Consider the following 26,329-nt stretch of genomic DNA (forward strand, 5'->3'; position numbering starts at 1 on the left):
AATATTTTGGAAAATCTCCCAAGATAATTCTAATAATATTTCAGTTAAAGAAGCTAAATATCTAATGATAATATTATTGCTATGAATGCACATCGAGGAACTGCTGTGCTCAGTACTGCAACTTTAAAAGTGCAACCAACAACAACAGAATTATCAGACAATCATCGTCTGCGGTTGTTTTCTGGCTCTGCAAATATACAACTGTCTCAAGAGGTTGCTCGTTATCTGGGCATGGACTTGGGGCCAATGATTCGCAAACGATTTGCGGATGGCGAACTTTACGTTCAAATTCAGGAATCTATACGGGGCTGTGATGTTTATCTAATCCAGCCCTGTTGTCATCCTGTGAACGATAATCTAATGGAATTACTAATTATGGTTGATGCTTGTCGTCGAGCATCCGCGCGACAAGTGACTGCAGTAATTCCCTATTACGGCTATGCTCGAGCTGATCGCAAAACAGCCGGGCGAGAATCAATCACTGCTAAATTGGTGGCTAATCTCATCACAGAAGCAGGTGCAAGCCGTGTTTTGGCCATGGATTTACATTCGGCTCAAATTCAGGGGTATTTTGATATCCCGGTCGATCATGTTTATTCTGTACCCGTATTACTTGAATATCTGTCAACAAAACAACTTTCTGATATTGTTGTGGTTTCTCCAGATGTTGGCGGCGTCGCACGGGCGAGAGCATTTGCCAAAAAGCTGGGTGATTCCCCATTAGCAATTATTGACAAGCGTCGTCAGGCTCATAATGTAGCTGAGGTACTTAATGTTGTTGGTGATGTCAAAAATAAAACAGCAGTTTTAGTTGATGACATGATAGATACAGCCGGTACAATCTCTGAAGCTGCGCGCTTACTACGTAAAGAGGGAGCACGTCAAGTTTATGCTTGTGCCACCCATGCAGTCTTTTCTCCACCAGCCATCGAGCGACTCTCAACCGGTTTGTTTGAAGAAATAATTGTTACTAATACAATTCCCATTCCTGAGAGCGATCGTTTCCCACAATTAAAGATATTGTCAGTAGCAAATCTTTTAGGAGAAACTATCTGGCGTATCCATGAGGATAGCTCAGTAAGTAGTATGTTTCGCTAGATAATTTTCCTATAGACATCTTGCCACATATGTTACTAAATAACTTGGCATACTAAGGAGAAGTCTTGTGTAGAGGTGTAAGATACATCTCTACACAAGATTTGTAGCGGATAATCCATAACTATTAATACAGCATTAATGAGTCCGCAGATGTATTTTGTTGGATTGCGAGCATCAATAATAGGTTTACTGATGATAAATTTTCAATGACAGGTTAACAATCAATAAATTGTTTACAACCTAGCTGCAGAAATCGCCGCACCGATTAATCCCACCTGTGAGTTAAGAATAATATGCACGGGTATCTCTGTGAGAATGCTGCGCATCCTACCTTTTTGAGTGAAGTTTAATAAAAAGCTACCTTCTTGTAACAAAGGAAGTATTTTAGGTGCGATCCCACCAGCAACATACAAACCACCATGGGGTAGAAGCTTTAATGCTAAATTTCCTGCTTCGGCTCCATAAGCTTCAATAAATATCTGCATGGTTTGTTCAGAAATCCGATCGCGCTTTTCTAAAGCTGCAGTACCAATTACTGCTCCAGGATCGACACTTTTTTCCGTTTGTCCGGCTTGTTCTTCCCAACTTCGAATCATTTGAGCAATATCCGGAGATTCCCGCTGCATTTTGCGATCAGCCACGCGGCTGCGCCGATCGCGTAAAAATTGGTAGATAGCAGCGATCCCCAAACCAGAAACCACTCTTTCCACCGATACCCGTTGAATATCATGTTTATCCATCAGATATTTCAACAGTTGGAATTCCAATTCGTTACGGGGAGCAAAATCTGAATGTCCCCCTTCCGAAGCAAAAACTTGATAGATATCTCCTTGTTTAACTAAAAAGCCTTGTCCCAATCCCGTACCTGCACCAATAATACCAACAGGTGCTTCCGGATTTGGTTTCCCTGCTTGCAAAGTAAATACATCTTCCTTTGTTAAACCTAAAATTCCGTAACCAACAGCAGCAAAATCATTGATTAGTGAAACACGTGCTATACCCAAATCTTCCTGCAATCGTTCCCCATCTAAAAACCAAGCCAAATTAGTTAACTTAGCCGTATTATTAGTTACAGGGCCAGCGATTGCAAAACAAGCCTTTTCAGGTGTCACTTCTTGTGCTGTTGATTTACCAGCTTCGGCTATAAACTGTTTAACCATCGGAACCAAATCTGGGAAATCTTGACTGGGGTAGCGTTCCTCATAAATTGTCTTTAATTTAAAATCTGGGGAAACCTCCACCAATCGCAAAATGGTTTTTGTACCGCCAGTATCTCCTGCCAATAATAAAGTCATTGCTGCTTTTACTAATTAAATCTAACCACTTCCTCAACATTAGTTAAATGGGAAGTATCTCCTTTTAGTTCTAGCAGCCATTGGCCTTCTTGACGCACAACTTTCACTAAAGAACACAATGAAGCTTTAACTTCAGAGATCGCAATATCTCCGACTAAACCCATAGCAGCTCCCAAGACTGAAGCACCGTGAGCTACCATCAAAATATTATCTGGGGAACACTCTTGCACCAAACATCTCGCCGTTTGTCCGGAACGTTGTCTGACCTGATGCTTTGTTTCTGGATATTTTGCAGCAATCCGAGGTGTATAACTGATATCAATTCTAGGAAACAATTTGAATAATTCAGCCAAAGAATGTTTTTTCGGTTCCTCCGTCATCCAGTCGGGATTTAACCATTCACTCAAACCAGTTTCCAAGTAAATTGGTAAATCCAATACTTCTGCGACTGCATGGGCTGTTTGCACAGTGCGCAAAAATGGCGAAGCAAAAATATGAGAAATTTTTTCTCTTTTCAGACGTTGAGCTAACTGACTTGCTTGTACAAAACCATCATTTGATAATGGAGGGTCGTAACGCCTTTCGGCAGTAAGAAACCAATCAGGGTTTACAAAATCTAGACGATTAGCATGTCTTGCAATCCATACAATTTGACTCATGCAGAGATTCCCAGTAAAAAAGTTTAGCCCAAGAACGCGGGTAGTAAATAAAATATTACGCCATTTTTGTAATATTACGTAATATTTTCACTACTGAATCTGCAGTAATTTTTAAACTGTAATTTATTTGACTCGTAGCTGTTAAGTGTTTACAGCTATTAATTAAGGTTGCTAGCTGAATAGTTTCTAATACAAGTGCTTTATTTCATTACTTTTAAGGTCAAATAATATGATGTAATAAAGTACAAATCAATATCGTAAATGATATTTTTTAAACAAATTATAGATAGTCTGTGCAGTTCAAACATGGGTTTTACCCATTTACTTCTGGTTTGAATATGTCTGATTTAAATATGAGAGATACTTGGGAAAGGTCTGAAGCGCTCGTAAATTTAGACTTTTAGATGAAATTAATACTCACGCCCCTTGTTTAGTTGATTCTGACTACGGTGCTTCAAATATTCTAATGCGTTTAACTCAAAAAGGATGGATGGTAAGTGGAATATTAGATTGGGAGTTTGCTTACAGCGGTTCAACTCTCGCCGATATTGGACACATTCTGCGTCACCCATTGGGTGCGAAAAGTAGATTTGAGCAAAATCTAATTGATAGTTTTGTGAAAAATGGTGGTTTTCTCCCAACGAAATGGAAAGTTATGAGTAAACTGTTATACTTGCTTGGGTTGAATTTCTCAATCGAGCAACTCTGAGGAGAAATGTCATAATTTCAGCACAAAAGACGATCTCGAACACTATGGATGAATTATCATACTTGTAAATGAAATAAGCTCATATAGAAGTTAAAAATATTACTTATTACTATACTAGATAATTATTTGTTTAAAGTGGGTAGTCTAAATCTAAGGGACACAGCACAGTAAGCAGAAAAATAAGGTGTTATCAGATTTAGAATTAATTCAAGCATTCATAAAAAACTCAATTGAGGGAAAAGAAGTATTACTTTCAAACCCAAACTTGCGGGCTGAAACAATATACGATAGCAATCAGTTATCTTCTAAAGGTGAAGGTCTGTTACTTACATTCAAGCTTAGTGATAAATTACCTGTCTTTCGCCTAAAAGAAGGTACATTGTATTGGGAATCTATTAATCAAGTTTTGGTAGCTCGCAATTATCTTCTCTTTGGTAAAATGGATAACAAGAGATTCTACCAATATCAATACGTTCAACTACCCAAGGGCTATGAAGGTAATTGTACTAAAGCAGTGCTTTTGTGGCGTTCTTGGTGGAAATATCGTCAAAAAATACTTAAGGGAGGAATTCCTTTAGAAATGCTGATTCGAACCAGAAATACCTGGTATCCGATTAAGAATGTAGAATGTGGGCATGGTCTGATTTATATTCAAACACTAGGTCAGGAAATTCCACTCCATGTTGGTGATTTAGTTGTCTGGCTTTGCAAAGTAACTTGAGGAACTAGAGTAGGTTAAACTTCTGTTTGGAGCATTAAGTAAAACGTTTATAGAGTTTTTATTGTGATGGAAAAGTGCTTAGGTCATTTGTGTACTTTGTATATGAACTTTTAAAATTGGCATTATAAAAATAAATTTATTACTAATCTAAATTTCTTCCTTACTAAGACCAAATATTAAATACTAAAGCATTTTATTCAAAAACTGTTGGGCGCGTTCGCACTTTGGAGAGTGAAAAAATTCCTGTGGTGAACTATCTTCAGCCAAAACACCTCGGTCTAGAAACATAATTCGACTAGCGACTTCTCTTGCAAAACCCATCTCATGAGTCACGATCGCCATTGTGATTCCAGTTTCAGCTAAACTTTGAATCGCTTCTAAGACATCCTTAACCATTTCTGGATCCAAAGCAGAAGTTGGTTCGTCAAATAGGATCACTTCTGGTTCCATTGCTAGAGCTCTGGCGATCGCTACCCTTTGCTTTTGTCCACCTGATAGTTTCGCGGGATAAACATTAGCTTTTTCCGTTAATCCCACTCTTTCTAAGAGTTTCATCCCTTTAAGTTTTGCTTGATGTCTCTCTACTCTTTTCACTTTGATTGGTGCATAGGTGATATTTTCTAATGTTGTCATATGGGGAAATAAATTAAAGTGTTGAAATACCATCACTAAGTGCTGACGAATTTTGGCAATATTGGCTTTAGGATGGGTAATTTCTTGATCGTGAAAATAAACTTTTCCTGTGCTTGGACGCTCCAATAAATTGATGCAGCGCAAAAAAGTAGATTTTCCGGAACCACTCGCACCGAGAATTGCTACTACTTCACCTTGGTAAATTTCTGTAGAAATACTTTTCAAAACTTCGATTTTCCCAAAGGATTTACTTAGATTTTCGGTTTTTATGATTATTTTGTTCATGATTAATCGACCGTCGGTAAGTAAATACTAAAATATAATTCACTTTAGCTTGAATTTATTTTCTTACTTATTTTACTTTTTCCGTAGTTTCAATTTGGAATTATTTATAAATTTATTCAAATTTAAATCCAGATTTTTTATAGTAAGATATACAATTTAAAATTAGTATTTTTACGGATTTTTGCATAATAGGAGGCTCAAGTATAAAAGATTTCTCCATAACTTTTATCTTTTAAATTTCATGACTATTCTCAGTATTTCCTCTGTTCATTAAACCAAAAAATATAAGTTTAATTCACCCAAAATATATTTAATATTCAAAAGTTCTTAACCCAATCAGAAGTGAATAATTTTAATATGATTAGTGTGGATAAGAAACGAAAGTGTTTCTTAATAAAGAAGAAAATAAGAGAAGAGAAGAGATGACTGTAATTAAAATAGCAAAAACTTTTACTAAAATCGGTCTTGTTGCAGCTAGTTTAGCAACTTTGTCTATAGCAACCATGAAAGAGGCTCAAGCATCTTCTTTTATCAATTTTGAAACTGTACCGGGTAGTAGTGCAAGTGATAACTTAGCGATTTCTAATCAATTTTCCAGTATTGGAGTTAATTTCGGCATTGATAACGATTTTGATGGTATCGCTGATGCTGGTTTATTACCTCAATTGGAGAAAGTTGGTCAAACTTCTGGCGATAAACATTAATTATCACACATAATTCAGAACGAAGCTTGTTGAACGAGTTTTGCTGATTCTTTTCCCAAATAATTAATTGCTTAGCATTTTATTAAAAAAGGGTATATTGCATACTTATTGCAACCGCATCTACATTATTTATACGTTCGGGAACCAAATAAGCACTAAATTATCATGTATCCCTATCACTCGTAGATAGGGATATTTTTTGTTTTATTCTGATTTTATCTTTTGAGTCAGGCTAATTGAATTCTAAATTCCTAAATTCCTAAATCCCTAAATTGATAAATTTCTATTCACTTTGTCTTAATCTTTTTTCCAAAGCCGAAGCAGCGAAGGTCAAACCCATAACTAAAAGATAATAAATTGATCCTGCAAATAGCAAGGGTTCAAAATATATATATTTATTTGCTCCGACAATTTGAGCGCTACGTAAAATTTCTACAACACCAATAGTTGCAACTAAAGAGGAATCTTTTAATAAACCAATTGTTTCATTAACCAAAGCTGGCAAAATATTTTTTAAAGCCTGGGGAAATATAATGTCTACCATCATCATTGGGTAAGGTATACCCATGGAAATTGCTGCTTCTGTTTGTCCCTTATCTACAGCCTGAATTCCACCCCGGATAGTTTCTGACATGTATGCTCCAGAATTGAGGGTAAAACTAAAGACGCCTGCTTGCAAAGCTGAAATGTCGTAACCCGTAAGTTGGGGTGTGGCAAAATAAATTAAGGATAATTGCAAAAGTAGAGGTGTACCTCGAAAAATAGAAGTGTAAGCATTTGCAAACCAAGTTAGAAATTTGATTCTAGAAATTTTTAATAGCGAAAGTAAGGTACCCCAAATTAAACCCAGAAAAACTGATAAAAAAGTAAACAATAATGTGGTGGGAATACCCTGGAGGATAAAAGGAATTTCTGGAATAATTCTTCTAAAATCTAAATTTAGAGTTTTTTGAGGATCTTCTGTTGTTGTAGATGTTGCATCTTTTGCGACGCTCTGAGCGAACCACTTTTTTGCTAATTTCTCCAACTCACCATTATCTTTCATCTGTTGTAAAACCTTGTTAAATGGTTTCACTAAAGAAGAACCCTTAGGAAAAGCAATTGCAGAACCTGAAGCACCTTCAACAGAAGGAATAACATTTAATTGTAAACTTGGATTGACTTGTATCGAACCTCGAGCTACGTTATCTTCAATAATTGCAGCATCAATACGCCCAGATTTTATTTCCTGAATTATTTCGGGTACTCTGTTGAGTCGCTTTATTTGAATACCGGGTACTTTAGCAGCTATTTTCTTCGCATTTTCTTCCTGAATGGTCCCTAATTGAACCCCGATCTTTTTACCTGATAAATCTTGTGTATCTGTAATCTTACTGTCTATAGGACTGACTATCGTATCTTTTGCCTCATAATAAACGATGGAAAAATCTACATTTTGACGGCGTTGAGGAGTTGGAGTCATCCCAGCCATGACAAAGTCTGCACGATTAGCTTGTAGTGCTGGAATTAAACCATTGAAATCAGCTTCTGTAACCTTGAGAGTAAATCCTAATTCAGCAGCAATATAGTTTGCAATATCAATATCAAAACCAACAATTTGGCGTTTGCCTTTCCTGGTATCGTAAAACTCGTAGGGGGGATAGTCAGGAGAGGTAATCATTGTTAAGGTTTCTTTACCAACTAACGAAGCTGCTTGTAAAGAATTATTGTTTAAAATGATGGAAATAAATACCACCATAAATATTGATAGCAGAGTTAGTAAGAATAATTTGGGTTTTATCATCAGCTTAGTACTTATACATAGTAATCTTAATCGATTTGCAAACAGATAAATCCCGTAGAGACGCAACATGATGACCTGACATTCGTGCTGCACTAATGCATTTTAATTTCTGAAAGTATCTTTGAGATATACAAAATAGAAAATAGCAAATAATACTGATAACTGTTAATTGATAACTGATAAATGTCTTCCGTTTTTTCTTGGACTTCTTTCCACGCCAAAATACATCGTACGATCCGCGCCCGTCACTTATTAGAACCTAAGCAAAGGATACTAGTTGCAGTTTCTGGCGGACAAGATTCCCTGTGTTTAATTAAATTACTCTTAGATTTACAATCGAAATGGGATTGGCACTTAGGTATTGCACATTGTGACCATCGCTGGCGTAGCGATTCAAAAGCGAATGCTCAACACGTAGCTAATTTAGCCCGAAGTTGGGAAATTACTTTTTATTTGCAAACAGCTAGTGAAGATTTAAGTATAAATAGTGAAGCGAAAGCAAGAAATTGGCGCTATCAAGTTTTAGCTGATATCGCTCGAGAAAATAGTTATAACTGCATCGTTACTGGACATACCGCCAGCGATCGCGCCGAAACTTTACTTTATAATTTGATGCGAGGTTCCGGTGCAGATGGTTTACAAGCTTTGAATTGGAAGCGTGTTCTGGATGGGGATATTATGCTAGTTCGCCCGCTTTTAGAAATTACCCGCACTCAAACAGGAAAATTTTGCCAAGACTTGCAATTAGAAGTATGGGAAGATTCAACCAATCAAGATTTAAAATATGCTCGCAACCAAATTAGACAAGAATTAGTACCCTATTTAAAAGAAAACTTCAACCCACAAGTTGAGTCCGCACTTTTTCAAACAGCAGAACTCTTGCAAGCTGAAGTAGAATATTTAGAGGAAACAGCTAGAAAATTACAAGAACAAGTAATTATTCGAGACAATTCAGATATTTTTCAGGTAAATCGCCACATATTAAAAAATGTACCCCTCGCGTTGCAACGAAGGGTAATGCGCCAAATATTACAACAAATAATGCCTTGCGCTCCTTCTTTTGAACATATTGAAAAACTCACTAGCTTGATTCAAGCACCAAATCGTTCTCAAACCGATCCATTTCCAGGTGGGAAAATAGCTAAAGTAGAAGGTGATCGAATTATTTTCGAGTTTTAATTTGCTCCCGTTTTCCGTCCCCTTTTTTATGATGCAACCAGTTCTGGTTCAACCAATAAGCTATCTATTATTTGGCGCATTTCAGCAATTGCCTGTAGTTTAGCATCTCCTAATTCTTGGGCTTCCCCTAATGTATTGCCAATTCCTTGTAACTGTTCGCGTAAATTATTCAGGTAATCTTGTATTGGTGATAATACCTGCTGAGAGATATTAAACCTACCAGAAGATTCAGCAGTTTTAGTCCGTAAAGAAAGTAAGTTTTCTTTAATTGTTTGGATCTCTTGACGCTTACTTTCTTGTTCTTGGGTGAGAGAGTCAACAATATTTTCTAATTCTTTAATACTAGAAAGAATCTGCTCAATTTCAGATTCTAAATTTTTTATATTTTCTGAGTGCTGTTGTTGATGAGCTTTCAATTCTGTAAGAATAGGTGTCAAATCAACAGTATTATCTGTTGTATCATTACCGTTTGTATTGCCCTGTCTGCGATCTAATACAACTTGATGTTTTTCCAATAGAGATCGACGTTCTAATAAACTACGGCGTTGTCCCACCAAAGTTTCATTCAACATCTGGTAACTATCTTTTTCATCTTGAAGTTCTGTTTCTAAACCCGAACGCTCTTCATCTGTTGCTTGAGCAATTTTTTGTTCTAATTCTGTGATTGTTTCCTGTTTATAATTTAATTCTTGTTCTTGTTCTTCAACAAAGCTAGAATCAATTTTCAGTTTGTCCTCTAATTCCCTAACTGTTTGTTGCAGTTCCTCCAAGGACATATTTTCCAAGGCTTTAATATCTATGTTTCCATTGAGAACCGTATTCCCAGTTGCAAGCAAAGGTTCAAGCTGTGTATGTAACTCTTCCGAACGTTGCAATTGTTCTCGAAGTATTTGAACTTTTTCCTGTTTAGTTTCTAAGATTGCTGTTTCGATCTGCAATTGCGATCGCTTATTATCCAGATCGTTTTTAACCTGCTCCCACTGATTTTGATGTTCAGTTAATCTTTGTGATAATTCATCTACCTCAGTTTGAGAAAGATTAATTTCATTTTGTTGTTGTTCTAACTGCTCCAAGTAAGGATGTAAGACAGCTTGCTGGCTATCAACAATTTCAAATGCTTGTTGCAGATAACTTCCTAGTGCTTCAGTCGGAGTACTAGGATTTGACATCCGCTCAAGTAAATCTGCAAGTAACTGCGATTTATCTCGATCTAGAACTGGTTGCTGTTTAATTCCAGATTTATACTCCTCTATTAACCGTTGTTCGCCCCGTAGATGTTCCCAAGCTCCTTCCAATTCCTCGCGGTTACGTTCAATTTCTGCTTGCAGATTTTGAATTTCTTCACGCTGAGTATCAAACTGCTGTTGTTCTTCTTCGAGATGCTGAAGCTCTTCTAAGCGCGTTTCCATCTCCATTTCTCGACGGTTAAACTCTTGTGCTTGAAATGTTAGAGACTCTTTCCATTGATCTATTTCTTGCTCTTTATTTTTGAACTTTTCCAATTGTCGGGAAAAATTCTGCAAGATGTTCACCAATGGATGTCCAGCTTCCTGAATTCGCTGTACTTGATGGCTAGAATTAATTTCTACCAGGACAAGAACACCATCATTTAATTTGCTTGCTTCCTCAGCTCCGATAGTTTCTTCTGAAACAGTTGCCCAACTTTGATCTTTGCGTTGACAAGCAAGTAGCTTTAATCCTGTTTTGGAACTGCTACCGAGTAAACCACCTTTTTGTTTTTGTACCTCTGCTAAATACAACACACTTTTTATTCCTGTAGTTTTTGGTAAAGCACTTAACTCATCAGGACTTACGCGAATCTTCCAATTGAATATGGAAGTATACAAAGAGTTCAGAATCGCAAATTTTGAGTTACGGATTCTTTACTTTCCTTTGATGCGTAAGCCCTAATTGTTTTATTGCTGTATATATCTTCTTTTAATTCCTTCGATTGTCTTGCTTGATTCAAGTTGATAAAAGCAAAACAGACAAAATATATTTTAGAGTTTACATTGCTTGAACATAACAATAAGGTTTTTGAAATTTGATTCTCTTTCAAAAATTATTTTTATTGGGATGCTTGTACAAACCCTAATATGTGTTTCTCATGCAAGAATACTAGGCTGGACTACAAATAAAATACACCTATTAATTCACTATATTCTGTCTTGTTATTAGCCCACTGGGCCACCGTGTTATCACTCAGTTTTATATTATTAATTTATTATGAATTGCGAGTTCTTAGTGTTGAATTACACTAATAAATAGAAAGAAAATAGGATTGAAGTAAAATTGGCACAAAATATTATATAAAAAATAAATACCACTGTTTATGATTTTTAGGAGCCATTATTACTTGGCAATTTACTCCAAATTACTGGTAATCTGGGGTAAATCACTCTGCCAATTTTTATAAGTTGAGGTTATGTTTATTAGGCTTAAACAAAAATCAACTTCAGATGTGCCTGTGTCAATCTTACCAAGTTTGAACAGTCTTACTTGTAAGTAATTTTAATTAAATTAGTTTTCGATGAAATAAATGCAGGGAAATTTAAATGAAATAGATATTCGTAGCCTTTTAGAACTGATCGAACTTGGTCAACGCAGTGGATTTCTATGGGTTGAAACTGATAATAACGCTGGGAAAATAAACCCTTACAACCAAAGACAAGAAGAAAAATCCCAATGGTTAATATTTTTTGATAGCGGTCAAATTATCTACGCTGTTGAAGGAGAAAGTGATACATCCAAAATTGATGATTATTTGCGCTACTACCGCGTTAAGGATTGGCAAAATTGCATCGAGTTAGCTTCCTTATCATCTTCTGTTATTCCAGAGTACGGATACCTGTGGGCGCTCCTAGAACAAAAAATTATTACACCCAATCAAGCCAGAAATATTATTTACAGTCTGGTGTCCGATGTTTTGTTTGATTTGTTTTCTTTACATCAAGGTAGCTTTTCATTTTGTAATGCTTTAGTTTTGGAACCCCAAGTAACAACTTTTGAAATTTCTTCCCTTACAAGTGAAATTAGTCAACAAACACTAGACTGGAAAAAATTATACCCGTACATCCAATCTCCCAGGCAATTTCCAATACTCACCGATATTGAAAAACTAAGTTCTAATCTTCCCCAACCAACCGTTAACAAATTAAAGCATTGGGCTAATGGTCAAACCTCCTTACGTCAACTAGCTCGCTGTCTCAATAAAGATACTGTGACTGTAGCTAAGGCAATTTATCCTTACATGCAAGATAATTTAGTAAGAATGGTATATTCAAATACTAGAAAACTTTCTATACAGTCCCAGCCGAATCGAAAGAATCGGATTATTTGTATTGATGATGCAGTAACTACTGTAAAAAGTATTGAGTCCACCCTGCACGCAGGAGGTTATGATGCAATCGCGATAACTAGTCCCCTAGAAGCAATAGGTCAAATTTTCAACATTAAACCCGATTTAATTTTTTGTGCTTTTACCATGTCAGACTTAGATGGATGGGAAATTTGTGCGATGTTACGCAACTCAAGCACTTTTCGTAAAGTTCCAATTATTATCCTGGGTACTTCGTGCAAATTTATTGATCGCATAAGAGCCAAAATGGTTGGAGCAACAGATTATTTAAGCAAGCCTTTTCAGAATAATGAGTTACTCGTTCTGGTGGATAAATACCTGCAAAGCCAACCAGCTTTCAAGTAATTAGCCTAGAACCAGTCAAGGTTAAAGTAATAAAAAAAACATAATACTTGTTATTTTTATAAAATGTAGGGTAAAAAATATTATCAACATAACTAAAACTTCATCTCATAATTGCAATTAGCAATTATCTAGTAAATCATAGATAGTACTAATTAATACATTAAATGTTAAAAAAATGCGGGGAAATCAGGGAACGTTCCATCCTGGGGAAGTCTACGTCAGGAGGTAGGCATTTATGAATACAATTTTGATTGTTGAAGACAGTCTTGCGCAAAGGGAGATGATTACAGACCTCCTGAAAGCCAGTGGTTTAAGTGTTAGCCATGCTAGTGACGGGATGGAAGCACTTGAGACTATACAAGCGACTCGTCCGGATTTAGTAGTTTTGGATATTGTAATGCCCAGGATGAATGGTTACGAAGTTTGTCGTCGCCTAAAGTCAGATCCAAAAACTCAGAATGTTCCCGTTGTTATGTGTTCTTCTAAAGGCGAAGAATTTGACCGGTATTGGGGAATGAAGCAAGGTGCAGACGCTTATATCGCTAAACCTTTTCAACCCACAGAATTGGTAGGAACAGTCAAACAACTACTGCGAGGATAAGGATGAAAGCAATATGGTTATGAAACCGGACTTTTTAGGTGGTGGGGGCGTACAAGAAGATGATTTTAGTCCGGAATTGCAGGTAGAAAGCCCTGAAGGTGAGTTACATTTACGCTTTTATATTCCTTCGCATCAGGAGTTTGCCTTGCTTGCAACCGGTATTAAGGAGGTGATCGAACTTTCTCCTGATAGAATCACACCGATCCCTAATGCTTCTCCATTGTTGCTGGGTACTCTAAACTTACGAGGTCGAGTGATTTGGGTCGCGGACTTGGGTCAATTCCTTGGGGAAGTAACCCCATTAAATACCGATCGCGCTGAAATCTCAGTAATTGCAATTGAAGAGCAAGATACGATTGTGGGTTTAGCTGTAGAGGGAATTGGTGGGATGGATTGGCTAGATATTCAGAACTCAGTCGCACCGAATAATGTACCTGATATAATGGCTCCTTTTTTGCGGGCAGAGTGGGTACTGGACTCTCAAAAAGGTAATTCTTTGAAATTACTGGATCAAACAGCAATTTTAAGAAGCGCAAGGTGGGTCGGATGAGTTTAAGCTGGAGTAATTTTGGCTGGATAAACTTGGGAGGGAGGAAATAGGAAATGACAGCAAGTATAAACCCTTATTTTGATAAGTATCAACAAGCTTGTAAAGCTTATGTTCAAAAAGACTACAACCAGGCAGTTGCTTTAATTGATGAGGTAGCAGAAAATTTACCAGATGACCCAAACACTCATTTACTTAGAGGTCACATTTACTATGTGTTAAATAAATATGAGATCGCACAAGCTGAATATCAAAGTGTATTAGATTTAACCGAAGACTTGGAAGTAATCAGTTGTGCTAAGGAAGGTTTGGATAATATTTCTAAATCTCAATCTCAATACACATCTCAAAATATGTCAGAAGATCTATCTGAAAATATTTCAGAAAGAAGTTTTACAAATGTTTCTGAAGTCTCAATAGATCTAAACTCTAGTTTTAAAGAAAATAACAATTCAGAAATTGAGAATACAGAGGAATTTGCTGATAGTGGTTTTAATTTGGATACCTGGAGTGAATTGTCGCTATCCCAAGGGGAAGTGAAGAATCCCTTTGAAATGGTAATGAATGATCTGGAATTGGATAGTACGCCTAATTCAAATTCAGACCACAATGCAAATGAAATTTTTATAGATCCTTTTAGTGTTGAGCCGAATATATCTAAATCTAGTAACTCAGAGAATAAAGAAGATAATTCAGTTAGTTTAGAAATACCTTCCTTTTTGAAAGATAATCAAGATTTAGAATCAAATGATATTTTTTCTTATGGTTCAAAAGATTTGGCTGAGGAAAAATCTTCTGGTGAAGTTCATAACGAAACCGATGATTTAAATAACTCGCCGTTCGCAGAATTTGAATCATCGTTCGATGATAATTCAAATGAAGAGTCAGATATCTTAGAAAATGAATTGATTGAGATAGAAAATAATCAAAGTATTCAATTTGGTAGTCATAATTCGGAAGATCATACCTTATTTACAAATAATACTATTCCGAAAATAGAAGAACAACTAGCAGAACACGTACAAGGTTCGCTTATAGATCAGCGTTCTTTAGATGATAGTTCTGACAATAGTAATTTAGATAATAATTCCTTAGATAATATTTCCCTAGACAATAGTTCCCCTAATAGTAATTTAGATGATAACCCCCCAGAGAATATTTCCTTGGACAATAGTTCTCATAATAATGAGAATCTTTTAGAAGATAATTTTGAAAGCACCACTGATGTGGATGCTAAAGATGAAATATCAACTTTAGAAAATATCTCATTAGATGATTCTCCATCAAAAACTTCATCTTCCTTCAGTAGTTTTGACCTTGACGAACAACAATCGCAAAGTTTTGATTTAGGTGGTAATAATAGTTTCGACCTAGAAGCGTTTGAATCGGCTTTTGCTTCTCAAGATCCTAGTGAAGATAGCAATGCGATAACTGATAGTGATATTCCTCAAAGTAGTAATATCGAATTTTTAGATGATTTTGAAGAGTTTGATGATTTAGGTAATATTCCTGGGTTTGACACTCCTGGAGATTCTAGTTTTGGCGATTCCCAAGCCAGTTCTGGTTACTTAGATACCGGTAGCAACTTTTCTTCCAGTCAACCACTAGAACAAAAAAGTCATAAAAAGTCATCTAAAGATCCCAGGGGGACTGATAGCGAAGCCGAACTATTTAGTATTAACTCTTCCCAAGAAGCAGTTCCAATTTTTACCCAGACAGACATCAAACATGTTGATCCACAAGTGAATGTCGAGCAAGGAGTTTTGGCTCCCTTAGAAAATGCCCCATTAAAGAAAAAACAATGGCTAATTACTGGTGCTGTGGGTGCTGTGTCTATGATAGTGGTGGCTACTGTGACCTATTTGGCTTCCAACTTTAACCCACCTCAACAACGAGAATCAGTCAGAAATACAGGTTGGGCGATGGCTTTAGCTGCAGGAATTTCTAGCGCTGCAACTACAGGTTTTATGAGCAGCTTCACAATGCGGCAAATTCGCCGGACAACTCAAGACTTGCAAAATCAATTTAACGCTGTGCGTCAAGGTAATCTTAATGTCCAAGCTACAGTTTATTCGGAAGATGAACTGGGACAATTAGCTACCGGTTTCAATGAAATGGCACGGGTCATCTTTACAACAACCTATGAAGCCACCCGCAAAGCCCAAGAACAAGAAGAAGCCAAAGAAAACCTACAACGTCAAGTAATTCGTTTGTTGGACGATGTGGAAGGAGCGGCTAGAGGAGATTTGACAGTGCAAGCTGAAGTGACAGCAGACGTACTTGGAGCAGTTGCAGATGCTTTTAACTTAACAATTCAAAATTTGCGCGATATTGTCCAACAAGTTAAAGTGGCAGCACGAGAAGTTACTAAAGGTGCGACAAATTCGGAAACCTTTGCTCGAGCATTATCTAGCGATGCTTTACGTCAAGCGGAAGAATTAGCCGGTACCCTTAATTCAGTACAGGTGATGACTGATTCCATCCACCGGGTAGCAGAAGCAGCAAGAGAAGCAGAAGCTGTTGCTCGTGATGCTAGCGATACAGCTCTTAAAGGTGGAGAAGCGGTAGAAAATACGGTAGCTGGAATTCTAGAAATTCGGGAAACAGTTGCTGAAACCACTCGAAAAGTTAAGCGCTTGGCTGAATCTTCCCAAGAGATTTCTAAAATTGTGGCTTTGATTTCCCAAATTGCTTCTCGGACAAATTTACTCGCACTTAATGCTAGTATTGAAGCTGCAAGAGCGGGCGATGCTGGTAGAGGTTTTGCGATCGTCGCTGATGAAGTACGTCAGTTAGCAGATAAATCTGCCAAATCTTTAAAAGAAATCGAACAAATTGTTTTACAGATTCAAAGCGAAACTGGTTCTGTGATGACCGCAATGGAGGAAGGTACGCAACAGGTAATTAAAGGTACTAAATTGGCGGAAGAAGCTAAACGTTCCTTGGAAAATATTATCCACACAGCCAAGCGTATCGATATCCTAGTGCGTTCTATTACTGCTGATACTGTCAATCAAACAGACACATCTCGAGCTGTTGCCCATGTAATGCAATCAGTAGAGTTAACTGCACAAGAAACCTCCCAAGAAGCACAAAGAGTATCCGGTGCTCTACAGCATTTAGTTGGTGTATCTCGCGATCTCATCTCATCTGTGGAACGTTTCCGTGTAGAAACTGTCCAATCAAAGTAAAGTGAATAAAGCTAAAAGTTCAAATAATTGAGCTATAGTTAGTATTTTAAATCACAACTAATTACAACTATCCCCGAACAATCAGTATCATCGATGACTTATGAATTGTGAGCTTTAACTATGCTGCCAGAACAACAACAGCGCATTTTAGGTTACTTCATTGAAGAAGCAAGAGACCATTTAAATACAATTGAACAGGGTTTGCTCAATCTTCAGGGTACCCTAAATGACCCGGAAACGATTAATGAAGTTTTTCGGGCGGCTCATTCCATTAAAGGGGGAGCTGCGATGCTAGGTCTGAGTAGCATTCAAAGGACGGCTCACCGTTTGGAAGATTGCTTTAAATTACTTAAAGAACACCCAGTTCAAGTAGATCAAAAATTAGAATCTCTGTTTCTTGGGGCCTCAGATACTTTAAAATCTCTTTTAGAGCATCTTCAAGGACCTTTTGGGCTTTCCGAGGAAAAAGCCTCAGAACTAATGTTGGAAGCAGAACCTGTTTTTAAGTGGTTACAAGAACACCTTGACTCATTGGTTAAGGAAGGAGGTGTTTCAAGTGAGAGTGGGACAACAGGTGTCAATGGAGATGGTAGTAACTCATCTACAAAAAGTAACATTCCCTTACCAAGTACAGGTGATGGTTTAGTTAATTTGCAAAACCAAACGCTACAAACCCTACGGGTAATGTTACAGTTATTCAAACAGGAAGTAACATCCCAAAGCAGACAAGAACTACAAAATTGTACCCAAGAATTGCTGAGCGTTGGTAAGGTCTTGAATCTGCATAACTGGTGCAAGTTATGTGAGACAGCCCAGGGCGCGATCGCAAATCCAGATAATAGCTATTTAGTTTTAGCAAAAATTGTTATCACTCAAATTAAACAATCTTTAGAGTTAGCCGTAGCTGGAAGAGATGACGAAATAGTCGTTTCCCAAGAATTGGAAGCTTTGGTTGCAGTTCCAGAAATTGATTTATTAGAAATAAATTCTCCACAATCAAATTCTACACCTGTACCTTCTACAAAAACGCAGAATCCAGAATTAACTTCTGATATAGTACATGATGCAGAGTTCGATACCTCAGAACAAGTCAATGAAATTGACACAGATTCTTTAAGGACTGGAACTTCAGAGAAAACCGATCTTGATAATGCAGTTGAGGTTGGAAATAATCATCATCTGGATAGCGATGCAAAGATAGATTTCCAGGAAAATTTGCATCTTCCAATAGCACAAGATCGAGTTACCAGTATTCCGGAACTTTCTTTGCAATTTGATTTCGATCAATTTTATGATGAAGAAGATGAGCTCGAACTTGATAGTTCAGAACCCCCATGTCCTGAAGTTGGAATAGCTGAATTAAACACCCTAGCAGATTTGTTTGAAGGTGAAACTCCCGACTTGGAAAAAACTTGGGAAAAAGAAGAAATTCTTGATACTGCTACTACCAATAAATTCGCAGTTGAAAACAACGAAGAGCAGCAACATGATACTGACAGCGAATTTATTAAAGATATTCTGTTTGAACATGATAGTAGCAATGTGGAAGTTCCTAATCGGGATGAAAAAGAAGATTTAACTTTAGTACAACTATTTGGTGATGACTTTTTTGAAGAAGATTTCAACGAGAAACAATCAGAAACTTCATCTAGTGAATTGGGAAGCACGGGTCAAAGCTTGGATCGGATAACTAACTCCACTTCAACATCAAAAGATCGAGAATTGGAAACCGTATCTCAAGATACTAAGAACAATTTTGACCGGGAAATCGGCGAACAGGTAGATGAAGAAATTGAGAGTTTATTATCCCTGGCTTTCGATTCTGAAGAATTGGAATCAAATTCAGAAATACCAACAGCATCACCAACAGAAACAATTGCAGAGTTAGAATTATCCCAATCCCAAACAGGGAATTTAGAAGAGTTAACTTTGGATGGGAGCGATAATTTTGAATTACTAGAAAATAGAATTTCTACTGATGAGCATAATTATGAAGCTTTAAACTCTGAGAAAATATTAGCAGATGAAGGTTTACTATTAGAGAATTTATTCTTTGAGGATAACGAAACTAGTACCGCACAGACTGAAAATCACGAAGATAGCAATATATTCGATGAAATTAATCATGAGAGTAATGAAATAACTCCAAATCTAGCTGTTTCTAGCAATGATAATTGGTGGGAACATGAGCATCTAGAATTACAGAACTCAGAAATGGTTCTTCCCACTGAAGAAGATGTTGTAGAAGAATTGGAAGCAAATTTGTCTTTAGACCGGGAAAACGTTTTCAGTTCGGATATAGGTAACGATACCTTCGACTTGGAGGATTTATCTCTGGATCTTGGTTCCGAAGAACAGTTTGCTTTAATGTTTTATGACGAAGATACTAATGATTTATTCGGTCATCCTTCAAATGAGCAAATTATTTCTCCCCCATCCCACGATGGAGAATTTCCACCCCAGGAGGTGCACGCTGTCTCGCAGCAACCAGAAGAATTAGAATTATTTCCCGAATTTACTGGTTCTGATGCAGAAAATTTGAATGATATATCAGAATCTGAAGTGTCTATTTCTGAAGATTATACAGATTTAAGCACCGATGAAATGAGAAAACTGTCGGGTGGATTTGCTTTTATTAAACAAGAATCAAGTCATCATATAAATCAAGATATAATTGACGATTTATTTGGGGTTCCAGTCGAAGATAATAAAAGTATAGAATTACCTGGGGCTGAAGCAAAATTAATTCAAGGTTTTGATTCTAATTCAGACACTGCAGAATTAGAAATATACGAGAATCTCGATAATTTATTTTCATCAGATGAATTAGAAGAATTTAACGCACAATTAAACTCTAATGAAGTAGATTCTAAAGCAGAAAGTCCTGAAATTTTAAGTTCTGAAATTTTAAGTTCTGAAATTTTAAGTTCTGAAATTTTAAGTTCTGAAATAGCAAGTCCTGAAATAGAACATCCTGAAGTCTTAGATACAGCAGTATTAGATTCTCAAATTATAAATCCTGAAGTTATAAATCCTGAAGCTATAAATCTTGAAGCTATAAATCCTGAAACTGTAAATCCTGAAGCTATAAATCCTGAAACTATAAATCCTGAAACTGTAAATCCTGAAACTGTAAATCCTGAGACTGTAAATCCTGAAGTTCTAGAGAAGAAAAAGGTAGATTCTAAAGTTGTAAACTCTGAGTTGATAAATGCTACAGAAAACTCATCTTCAAATAAAACAGACGGGAATGAAATAAATAACATAGATGCAATAGATGAATTTGCAGAGTTAGAAGGATTATTAGATGAGAATAAAGCATCTACTCCAGCCATTGAAAATGAAGATTTTGCTGCTTTAGAAACATTACTAGGTAAGGAAGAACCAAATAGTAATAGTACCGCAGATCCTCAAAAACATAATTTACAAAATAATTCTCAAAACACACCTACATCCGACACACCAAATTCAGAAAAAGATTCTACCTTATCCAGTATTGAAGATGAATTTAGTGATTTACAAAAATTATTAGATGAAGTTGTTAACACTATACCAGCTTCAGGCAAAATTCAAAAAAGCAATACTGTAGGTCGTCAAATTTCTCCCACTCGTCGGGTTGCTCGATTTGAACAATTGATGAAAGTACCGGTCAAGCACCTCGATGAAATGAGTAATTTGGTTGGGGAGTTGGTAGTTAATCGTAACACTTTAGAACAAGATCAAGACCGTTTGCGACAATCCTTGGATAATTTACTACATCAGGTACACTATCTCTCTGATGTAGGTTCGAGAATGCAGGAGTTGTACGAACGCTCGCTCTTAGAAGCATCATTACTTGCAAGTCGTCACAAAAGTTTGTTGGATAGTAGTGACGGAGACAGAGGTTTAAATGAATTAGAAATGGATCGGTTTACTCCTTTCCATACCTTGTCTCAGGAGATGATTGAATTAATTGTTCGGGTACGGGAGTCATCGAGTGACATTGAATTTGTAATTGAAGAAACCGAACGAGTAGCGCGTCAATTTCGACAAGTAACTACACAACTCCAGGAAGGACTTACGCGATCGCGAATGGTACCTTTTGCTGAAGCCACCGATAGACTCAAACGTGGGGTACGCGATAACGCAATCAAATGTGGGAAACAAGTTGAATTAGTAATTGAAGGTCAGGATACCCTCATCGATAAAATGATTTTGGAACACCTGACTAATCCCCTCACTCATATGCTTAATAATGCGATCGCTCACGGGATTGAAACTCCAGAAGAACGAGAAGCAAAGGGGAAATCACCAATAGGGGTTATTACTGTTTGTGCATTATATCAGGGTAACCAAACCGTAATTTCTGTAAGCGATGATGGTGCAGGTATTGACCCCGAGCGAGTTAAAGAAAAAGCCGTAGCTCGAGGTTTAGTCAGTAGTCAACAAGCCCAAAAAATGTCTTCCCTGGATGTTTACGAACTATTATTCGAACCAGGTTTTAGTACCAAGGACCAAGCTGACGATCTTGCAGGTCGAGGTGTAGGAATGGATGTAGTTCGTACGGAAATTAGTGAAATTCGGGGAACAGTTAGTATTGATTCTAGCATCGGTAAAGGAACTTCCCTCACCATTCGTTTACCAGTAACCCTAAGTATTTGTAAAGCCCTTTGTTGCGTTTCCGAACGAGCAAGAATTGCTTTCCCTATGGATGGAGTAGAAGATACCTTAGATATACCCGTCAAAAAAATTCAAACTGATTCCCAAGGTAAGCAATTTATCTCATGGCGTGGAGTGAAACTACCATTTAAACCTCTCAAAGAACTTTTAACTTATAATCGTCAACTCAGTAGAGGTAACGTTTATGCTGGAAATCGTGATGATGATATGATTTCCATCATTATAGTTCGTTCGGCGAACAAAATGATCGCTCTACAAATCGATCGCGTACTTAGCGAACAAGAAATTGTAATTAAACAATTTGAAGGTCCAGCTCCTAAACCTTTTGGTGTTGCTGGTGCTACCGTACTCGGGGATGGTCGAATTATGGCGATCGCTGATGTTTTAGAAATACTTGATATCTTTGAAGGGCGAACATCTAAACAAAATATAACAGGTATTTGGGAACAAAATACGATTTCTCATCCCCCAGATACTACTGATACAAAAGTCGATCCGACTGTATTAATTGTTGATGACTCAATTACAGTTAGGGAATTACTTTCACTCACATTTAGCAAAGCAGGTTACCGAGTAGAACAAGCTCGCGATGGTCAAGAAGCTTGGGATAAATTACGTTCTGGTTTACCTTGCGATATCATTTTCTGTGATATTGAAATGCCCCGTTGTGATGGTTTAGAATTACTTTCACGAATTCAAAAAGATGAAGGTCTCAATCATTTGCCCATTGCAATGTTAACTTCTAGGGGTGCGGATAAACATCGACAAATGGCGATTGATTTAGGTGCTAGCGGTTACTTTACAAAACCATATCTAGAAGAAGCTTTGTTGGAAGCTGCAGGAAGAATGCTCAAAGGTGAAAAGTTAGTTGGTAATGGTTAGCTCACGATAAAAACTTACTCAAATCAAATTCTTCATCTGATTGTTCTTCATTATTTCTTTCCATACTCAACATCAACAAAATCCGCTCGGAGTAATCAACCGCTCCCCGCAATTCTTTCTGTAATATTTCCAAACCACCATTAGCATACTCTTCGAAAATATGATTGCGTTGAGTCACATATTCTTCTTCATTGGGGGAAAGTACTTTGATATCTCTACTTTCGGTTACTCCCAGCAACTTTAAAACCCAATCATGTCCCATCGATGCGAAATACTCTAACCTGATAGGTGCTGGTTCCCGCTTAGAAATTTCACCGAGTGGGACCCGTTTATTATGTTTCGCTCCCAAAGCAGCAGCAAATACAATTGCATCAGCAAAAGTTTGAAATGGTCCCGTTTCACCATCTGCACAAGTCAAAGCTTTTACTAGATCCGCCTTATCCTTTGCAACCCTGATTCTACCAGTCTCAGCCATATCACAAACATTTAATTTGCAACAATCTTAGCCGAAAGCCGCAAATAATGTCGAAAATCTTCTTTCTTCCCATACTAGAGTTCTATGCGGCTTATTTATTTTCCAAATATATCTAACAACCAACGGTTGATTTCTCCATCTTCTTCCGTTTGACTTTTTTTCAATGCTTCTTCCACTAATTCAATTTTTAACCCTTTGAGTACTTCCGATTCATCAATCTGACCGCTACGTCCATCGGCGATCGAAAAAGCAATTACACGATCTACATTTGCATCAACTACCCAATACTCCTGGGATCCCGACTGTTCGTAAAGCAATCTTTTCATCCCCAAATCATCATTAATGGATGTTGCACCAATTTCTACAACTAGAGTTGGTGAGGGAAATTCATTTAAATTAATTGGTTTATTACTGCGTGGCGGTAACTTAAACTCCAAACCGATGTAATATGACAAATCTGGTTGTAATTCACTTCTACCCGAACTGCGAAAACTAGCATTATTTAATTCCACGATTCTGATATTTTTCAGAGTTGCGAATAATTTGATGATGCTGGAAATAATTGAGTTATGTCTAGCATGAAGCGGTCCGATTGGTGACATTTCACTCCTCATGTAGCCATCATGGTAATAAAATTTGGCTTTTTCATCAAATTTCTCATTTTTATCGTCTGCAAATTCAATAAACTCTTCCCAGGTTGCTTTCACCCAAATATCTGTTACTAATTTATTTTGAGTAAGTTTATTCTGAGTGGAAGAACTACTAACCATCACGATTTACCTCGATAATCTCGGTATACTCAAACTCGTTGGGACTCTGTCTTACCAAAGGATAGCGATCGCCACCTAATTCAATATAATCCTGTTCGCAGTCGGGCTTTGAAGAATAATAGGTCAATACATATTCTTTCCCAATTCTTGGGGATATTTCTGTTTCGACTTCACCACGCCATTGAGTTTTTGTTACTAATATTATTAACTGATTTGCTAAAGAAGGAACAATTTTGGCAATATGTCGGCGATAAACTTCATCTAAACTACCGAAGGGTGAGTCCATCACTATAGGAAAAGTGCTACTGTCCGTTAACATCAGCATTTTTTTCGCACTCCATTCCCGCACCCGGTCGATTATGCTGCTAATAAATGATAAGCTTAAAATTTGGTTTTCTCCTGTGGAAGCTGCTACGGGCATTTCTAAACCTACAGTGTTTTCCACTAAGGTGAGTTCGTATTTTTCGCTAATTTTGGGAATATAAGGGGTAAAAGATATCTCGCTAAAAATTTCTTTTACCCGTTTTTCTAATTGCAAGCGAAATTGTTTTTCTTGGCGTAATTTGACTTCGGTTAATCTATCGATCGCATCCTGAGTTGCAATAATCCGGCGTTGTGCTAAAGCTTGTTTTTCTTCGTTTAATTTTTGCTTAGCGACTTGTTTAGTTAAAACTTCTAATTCTTTATTATAATTATTAATCTGCTGTTGATTTGCACCTTGTTCTAAGGTTAATTCAGTAATATGCTTTTCTATATCATCAAAGCGTTTTTGTAAGCTGCGAATCTCTTCACTGGGGTCTTTTCTCAACTTTTCTTGAATGCTATCTAACTCTGCTTCAATTTCTGAAAGATTTTTTCTTAATCGGGTAATTCTGGTTTGTTCCCGATCAATATCTTCCCAAAAAATTATTCCTTGTTTATCTATTTCATCTGCTTGGGAACCCATGCGGATTGTCATTTCTTCTACTGACGAGGAACCAGCTTTTTTTAACCAGGTTCTGACATTTTCACAGGAATGATTTTCTGCAGATAAATCCGCACCACATATACAACTTCCAGATTTGAGTAAATTATCAATAAATTCCCGCGAAATTCCCGAATTTAAATCGCCCCGTTGTTTGGATTGTGTGACTATCTCGCGAAATTTTGCTGTCAGTTCCGGTAATAAAACACTATAACCCCTTCCAGAAATCGCTTTTTTGATAACTTCTTTGGTTTGTCGCAGTTGATTTTGATAATATATCTTTTGCTTTTCTAAATTTTCCCTTCTACTCTGTAATTCTTTGGCTGCACTAAGTTCTTGTAACCTTACGCTAGTATCTTTCTTAAAAGTTTGTTGATAATCTAACTCTTGGATTCTTTCAGTCTGACGTTTTTTTATCTTTTCAATTTCTAATTCAATTCTTCCTTGCTCTTTTAATAACTTTCTAACTTCTGAATTCCCAATTATTTTTAACTCATTCTCTAAACTTTTCTTCGCTTCGGCTAAATGTCTGATAGAACGATTAATCACTTCCACACCCAAGAATATCTTAGTTGCTTCAGCGATTTCCGCTTTTTTATCCGAACGAACTATCTCTTCAATACGTTCCCCATCAAAAAAGAAGTATTGATGCAGACTTGCAGGTAAAATTTGCCCTATGACCTCTTCTGGTTGTTGGGGTGGAAAATACCAGCGTCCGTCATCCCCTGATATCTGCATCAGTAATTCAGTCTTACTAATATTACAGTCAGTTTCATTTTTGTAAGCACGACACTGACGCTTGACCCGGTAACGTTTACCTTCATGCTCCCAAGAAATTTCTACCCAACATTCAATGGGATTTCCTGTTTTAGCTTCTGCGATCGCGCGTTTGTTTACTAGTTGTTCGACAGATGCAAAGGCAGCACTAAATTTCTCGTATAATACCCAAGTAAAGGCATTGAGTAAACTAGTTTTACCCGCACCATTATTCCCGTGAATCATTGTCGTGTTGCAGATATCTCCGACGGCTAGGGTAATTTCTGGAGTTTTGCCGTAAAATGACCGAAAATTACACAATCTAATTGAAGTCAGCTTCATTGCACAGCTTCCTTGACGATTGCTAAAATATCATCATTGATATGGCTGAGGCTCTTCTTATCTAACCTGCTTTTTTCTAATTGCCATACTCGCTCAATTATTTGCCTTACTTCTGGAGGAGCGTTAATAATTGGTTCTTGGACGTCATTTATATTATGTTGTTTTGTCATTTTTGAACAATATTTTTATAGTATTTTTGTTCTATTTAAGCATATATTTTTTAGATTTTTTCAATCGGATTATTAAGAATAATAAAACTACAGAAACGCTAAGAAAATTTTTCGTGAATTAGCTTGTTCTGATAGAGTGCTTTTTGAACAAAAACATCGCTTGCAGAGGTGTGACATCAAGATCTGAGGATGTTATGCACAGC

General features: G+C 37.0%; 19 protein-coding genes. 10 read left to right on the forward strand and 9 right to left on the reverse strand.

Annotated elements, in window-relative coordinates; translation table 11 throughout:
• Nucleotides 1-81: 81 nt before the first annotated feature.
• Nucleotides 82-1,098: a ribose-phosphate pyrophosphokinase gene (locus tag BC008_RS05665; RefSeq protein ID WP_027841417.1), complete on the forward strand. Its 1,017-nt coding sequence runs from the start codon at nucleotides 82-84 to the stop codon at nucleotides 1,096-1,098.
• 233 nt (nucleotides 1,099-1,331) lie between these two features.
• On the opposite strand, the gene BC008_RS05670 is transcribed toward BC008_RS05665, so the two are convergent.
• The gene (locus tag BC008_RS05670) at nucleotides 1,332-2,393 is read right to left on the reverse strand and encodes a glucokinase (protein WP_027841418.1); all 1,062 of its coding nucleotides are present in this window, start codon (nucleotides 2,391-2,393) and stop codon (nucleotides 1,332-1,334) included.
• Nucleotides 2,394-2,404: 11 nt separating this feature from the next.
• Nucleotides 2,405-3,052, reverse strand: coding sequence for a histidine phosphatase family protein (locus tag BC008_RS05675; RefSeq protein WP_027841419.1), 648 nt, complete (start codon nucleotides 3,050-3,052; stop codon nucleotides 2,405-2,407).
• 409 nt (nucleotides 3,053-3,461) lie between these two features.
• On the opposite strand from BC008_RS05675, the gene BC008_RS05680 reads away from it, so the two are divergent.
• Nucleotides 3,462-3,761, forward strand: a complete 300-nt coding sequence (locus BC008_RS05680) for a phosphotransferase (RefSeq protein ID WP_153009524.1) — start codon at nucleotides 3,462-3,464, stop codon at nucleotides 3,759-3,761.
• Nucleotides 3,762-3,945: 184 nt separating this feature from the next.
• The gene (locus tag BC008_RS05685) at nucleotides 3,946-4,482 is read left to right on the forward strand and encodes a hypothetical protein (RefSeq protein WP_027841421.1); all 537 of its coding nucleotides are present in this window, start codon (nucleotides 3,946-3,948) and stop codon (nucleotides 4,480-4,482) included.
• A 183-nt stretch (nucleotides 4,483-4,665) separates the two neighbouring features.
• On the opposite strand, the gene BC008_RS05690 is transcribed toward BC008_RS05685, so the two are convergent.
• Nucleotides 4,666-5,400, reverse strand: coding sequence for an amino acid ABC transporter ATP-binding protein (locus BC008_RS05690; RefSeq protein WP_027841422.1), 735 nt, complete (start codon nucleotides 5,398-5,400; stop codon nucleotides 4,666-4,668).
• A 383-nt stretch (nucleotides 5,401-5,783) separates the two neighbouring features.
• Between BC008_RS05690 and BC008_RS05695 the strand changes: the two genes are divergently transcribed.
• Nucleotides 5,784-6,104 (forward strand): hypothetical protein, encoded by a 321-nt coding sequence (locus tag BC008_RS05695; protein ID WP_027841423.1) that lies wholly within the window; start codon nucleotides 5,784-5,786, stop codon nucleotides 6,102-6,104.
• Between the two features lie 283 nt (nucleotides 6,105-6,387).
• Here the strand turns inward: BC008_RS05695 and BC008_RS05700 are convergent, their stop codons facing one another.
• Nucleotides 6,388-7,887, reverse strand: coding sequence for an ABC transporter substrate-binding protein/permease (locus BC008_RS05700; RefSeq protein ID WP_027841424.1), 1,500 nt, complete (start codon nucleotides 7,885-7,887; stop codon nucleotides 6,388-6,390).
• A 183-nt stretch (nucleotides 7,888-8,070) separates the two neighbouring features.
• Here BC008_RS05700 and tilS point away from each other — a divergent pair, with 183 nt between their 5' ends.
• Nucleotides 8,071-9,066, forward strand: a complete 996-nt coding sequence (gene tilS, locus BC008_RS05705; protein ID WP_027841425.1) for a tRNA lysidine(34) synthetase TilS — start codon at nucleotides 8,071-8,073, stop codon at nucleotides 9,064-9,066.
• Between the two features lie 26 nt (nucleotides 9,067-9,092).
• On the opposite strand, the gene hmpF is transcribed toward tilS, so the two are convergent.
• Entirely contained in the window at nucleotides 9,093-10,829 is a 1,737-nt protein-coding gene (hmpF, locus tag BC008_RS05710; RefSeq protein WP_027841426.1) for a pilus motility taxis protein HmpF, read from the reverse strand.
• A gap of 776 nt (nucleotides 10,830-11,605) precedes the next feature.
• Here hmpF and BC008_RS05715 point away from each other — a divergent pair.
• The 5 genes from BC008_RS05715 (at nucleotide 11,606) to BC008_RS05735 (ending at nucleotide 22,649) form a co-directional block, all read left to right on the forward strand.
• Nucleotides 11,606-12,769, forward strand: a complete 1,164-nt coding sequence (locus BC008_RS05715) for a response regulator (RefSeq protein WP_027841427.1) — start codon at nucleotides 11,606-11,608, stop codon at nucleotides 12,767-12,769.
• A 235-nt stretch (nucleotides 12,770-13,004) separates the two neighbouring features.
• Nucleotides 13,005-13,370, forward strand: a complete 366-nt coding sequence (locus tag BC008_RS05720; protein WP_027841428.1) for a response regulator transcription factor — start codon at nucleotides 13,005-13,007, stop codon at nucleotides 13,368-13,370.
• Between the two features lie 13 nt (nucleotides 13,371-13,383).
• Nucleotides 13,384-13,920 carry a chemotaxis protein CheW gene (locus tag BC008_RS05725; protein ID WP_027841429.1) on the forward strand — a complete coding sequence of 179 codons (537 nt, stop codon included), beginning with the start codon at nucleotides 13,384-13,386 and terminating at the stop codon, nucleotides 13,918-13,920.
• Between the two features lie 53 nt (nucleotides 13,921-13,973).
• The gene (locus BC008_RS05730) at nucleotides 13,974-17,108 is read left to right on the forward strand and encodes a methyl-accepting chemotaxis protein (protein ID WP_027841430.1); all 3,135 of its coding nucleotides are present in this window, start codon (nucleotides 13,974-13,976) and stop codon (nucleotides 17,106-17,108) included.
• A 120-nt stretch (nucleotides 17,109-17,228) separates the two neighbouring features.
• The gene (locus BC008_RS05735; protein WP_027841431.1) at nucleotides 17,229-22,649 is read left to right on the forward strand and encodes a response regulator; all 5,421 of its coding nucleotides are present in this window, start codon (nucleotides 17,229-17,231) and stop codon (nucleotides 22,647-22,649) included.
• A gap of 1 nt (nucleotide 22,650) precedes the next feature.
• On the opposite strand, the gene BC008_RS05740 is transcribed toward BC008_RS05735, so the two are convergent.
• From BC008_RS05740 to BC008_RS50335, 4 genes are all read right to left on the reverse strand, one after another.
• A complete protein-coding gene (locus BC008_RS05740) occupies nucleotides 22,651-23,124 on the reverse strand; it encodes a DNA phosphorothioation-associated protein 4 (protein WP_027841432.1) in 474 nt (157 codons plus the stop codon).
• Nucleotides 23,125-23,219: 95 nt separating this feature from the next.
• Nucleotides 23,220-23,894 (reverse strand): Uma2 family endonuclease, encoded by a 675-nt coding sequence (locus BC008_RS05745; RefSeq protein WP_027841433.1) that lies wholly within the window; start codon nucleotides 23,892-23,894, stop codon nucleotides 23,220-23,222.
• Entirely contained in the window at nucleotides 23,887-25,956 is a 2,070-nt protein-coding gene (locus tag BC008_RS05750; RefSeq protein WP_027841434.1) for an AAA family ATPase, read from the reverse strand. Before BC008_RS05750 ends, BC008_RS05745 begins: the two co-directional genes overlap by 8 nt.
• Complete coding sequence (locus BC008_RS50335; protein WP_201026083.1) at nucleotides 25,953-26,126, reverse strand: hypothetical protein; 174 nt, start codon at nucleotides 26,124-26,126, stop codon at nucleotides 25,953-25,955. The genes BC008_RS05750 and BC008_RS50335 overlap by 4 nt, the downstream gene beginning before the upstream one ends.
• Nucleotides 26,127-26,329 lie beyond the last annotated feature (203 nt).

Origin of the sequence: Mastigocoleus testarum BC008, from assembly GCF_001456025.1 — a bacterium.
Classification (GTDB): domain Bacteria; phylum Cyanobacteriota; class Cyanobacteriia; order Cyanobacteriales; family Nostocaceae; genus Mastigocoleus; species Mastigocoleus testarum.

Excerpts from the sequence above, each read along its gene's own strand:
- BC008_RS05665 (WP_027841417.1), top strand. The coding sequence starts at position 82 with ATGAATGCACATCGAGGAACTGCTGTGCTCAGTACTGCAACTTTAAAA.
- BC008_RS05670 (WP_027841418.1), bottom strand. The coding sequence starts at position 2,393 with ATGACTTTATTATTGGCAGGAGATACTGGCGGTACAAAAACCATTTTG.
- BC008_RS05675 (WP_027841419.1), bottom strand. The coding sequence starts at position 3,052 with ATGAGTCAAATTGTATGGATTGCAAGACATGCTAATCGTCTAGATTTT.
- BC008_RS05690 (WP_027841422.1), bottom strand. The coding sequence starts at position 5,400 with ATGAACAAAATAATCATAAAAACCGAAAATCTAAGTAAATCCTTTGGG.
- BC008_RS05700 (WP_027841424.1), bottom strand. The coding sequence starts at position 7,887 with ATGATAAAACCCAAATTATTCTTACTAACTCTGCTATCAATATTTATG.
- tilS (WP_027841425.1), top strand. The coding sequence starts at position 8,071 with ATGTCTTCCGTTTTTTCTTGGACTTCTTTCCACGCCAAAATACATCGT.
- BC008_RS05715 (WP_027841427.1), top strand. The coding sequence starts at position 11,606 with ATGCAGGGAAATTTAAATGAAATAGATATTCGTAGCCTTTTAGAACTG.
- BC008_RS05720 (WP_027841428.1), top strand. The coding sequence starts at position 13,005 with ATGAATACAATTTTGATTGTTGAAGACAGTCTTGCGCAAAGGGAGATG.
- BC008_RS05725 (WP_027841429.1), top strand. The coding sequence starts at position 13,384 with ATGGTTATGAAACCGGACTTTTTAGGTGGTGGGGGCGTACAAGAAGAT.
- BC008_RS05730 (WP_027841430.1), top strand. The coding sequence starts at position 13,974 with ATGACAGCAAGTATAAACCCTTATTTTGATAAGTATCAACAAGCTTGT.
- BC008_RS05735 (WP_027841431.1), top strand. The coding sequence starts at position 17,229 with ATGCTGCCAGAACAACAACAGCGCATTTTAGGTTACTTCATTGAAGAA.
- BC008_RS05740 (WP_027841432.1), bottom strand. The coding sequence starts at position 23,124 with ATGGCTGAGACTGGTAGAATCAGGGTTGCAAAGGATAAGGCGGATCTA.
- BC008_RS05745 (WP_027841433.1), bottom strand. The coding sequence starts at position 23,894 with ATGGTTAGTAGTTCTTCCACTCAGAATAAACTTACTCAAAATAAATTA.
- BC008_RS05750 (WP_027841434.1), bottom strand. The coding sequence starts at position 25,956 with ATGAAGCTGACTTCAATTAGATTGTGTAATTTTCGGTCATTTTACGGC.
- BC008_RS50335 (WP_201026083.1), bottom strand. The coding sequence starts at position 26,126 with ATGACAAAACAACATAATATAAATGACGTCCAAGAACCAATTATTAAC.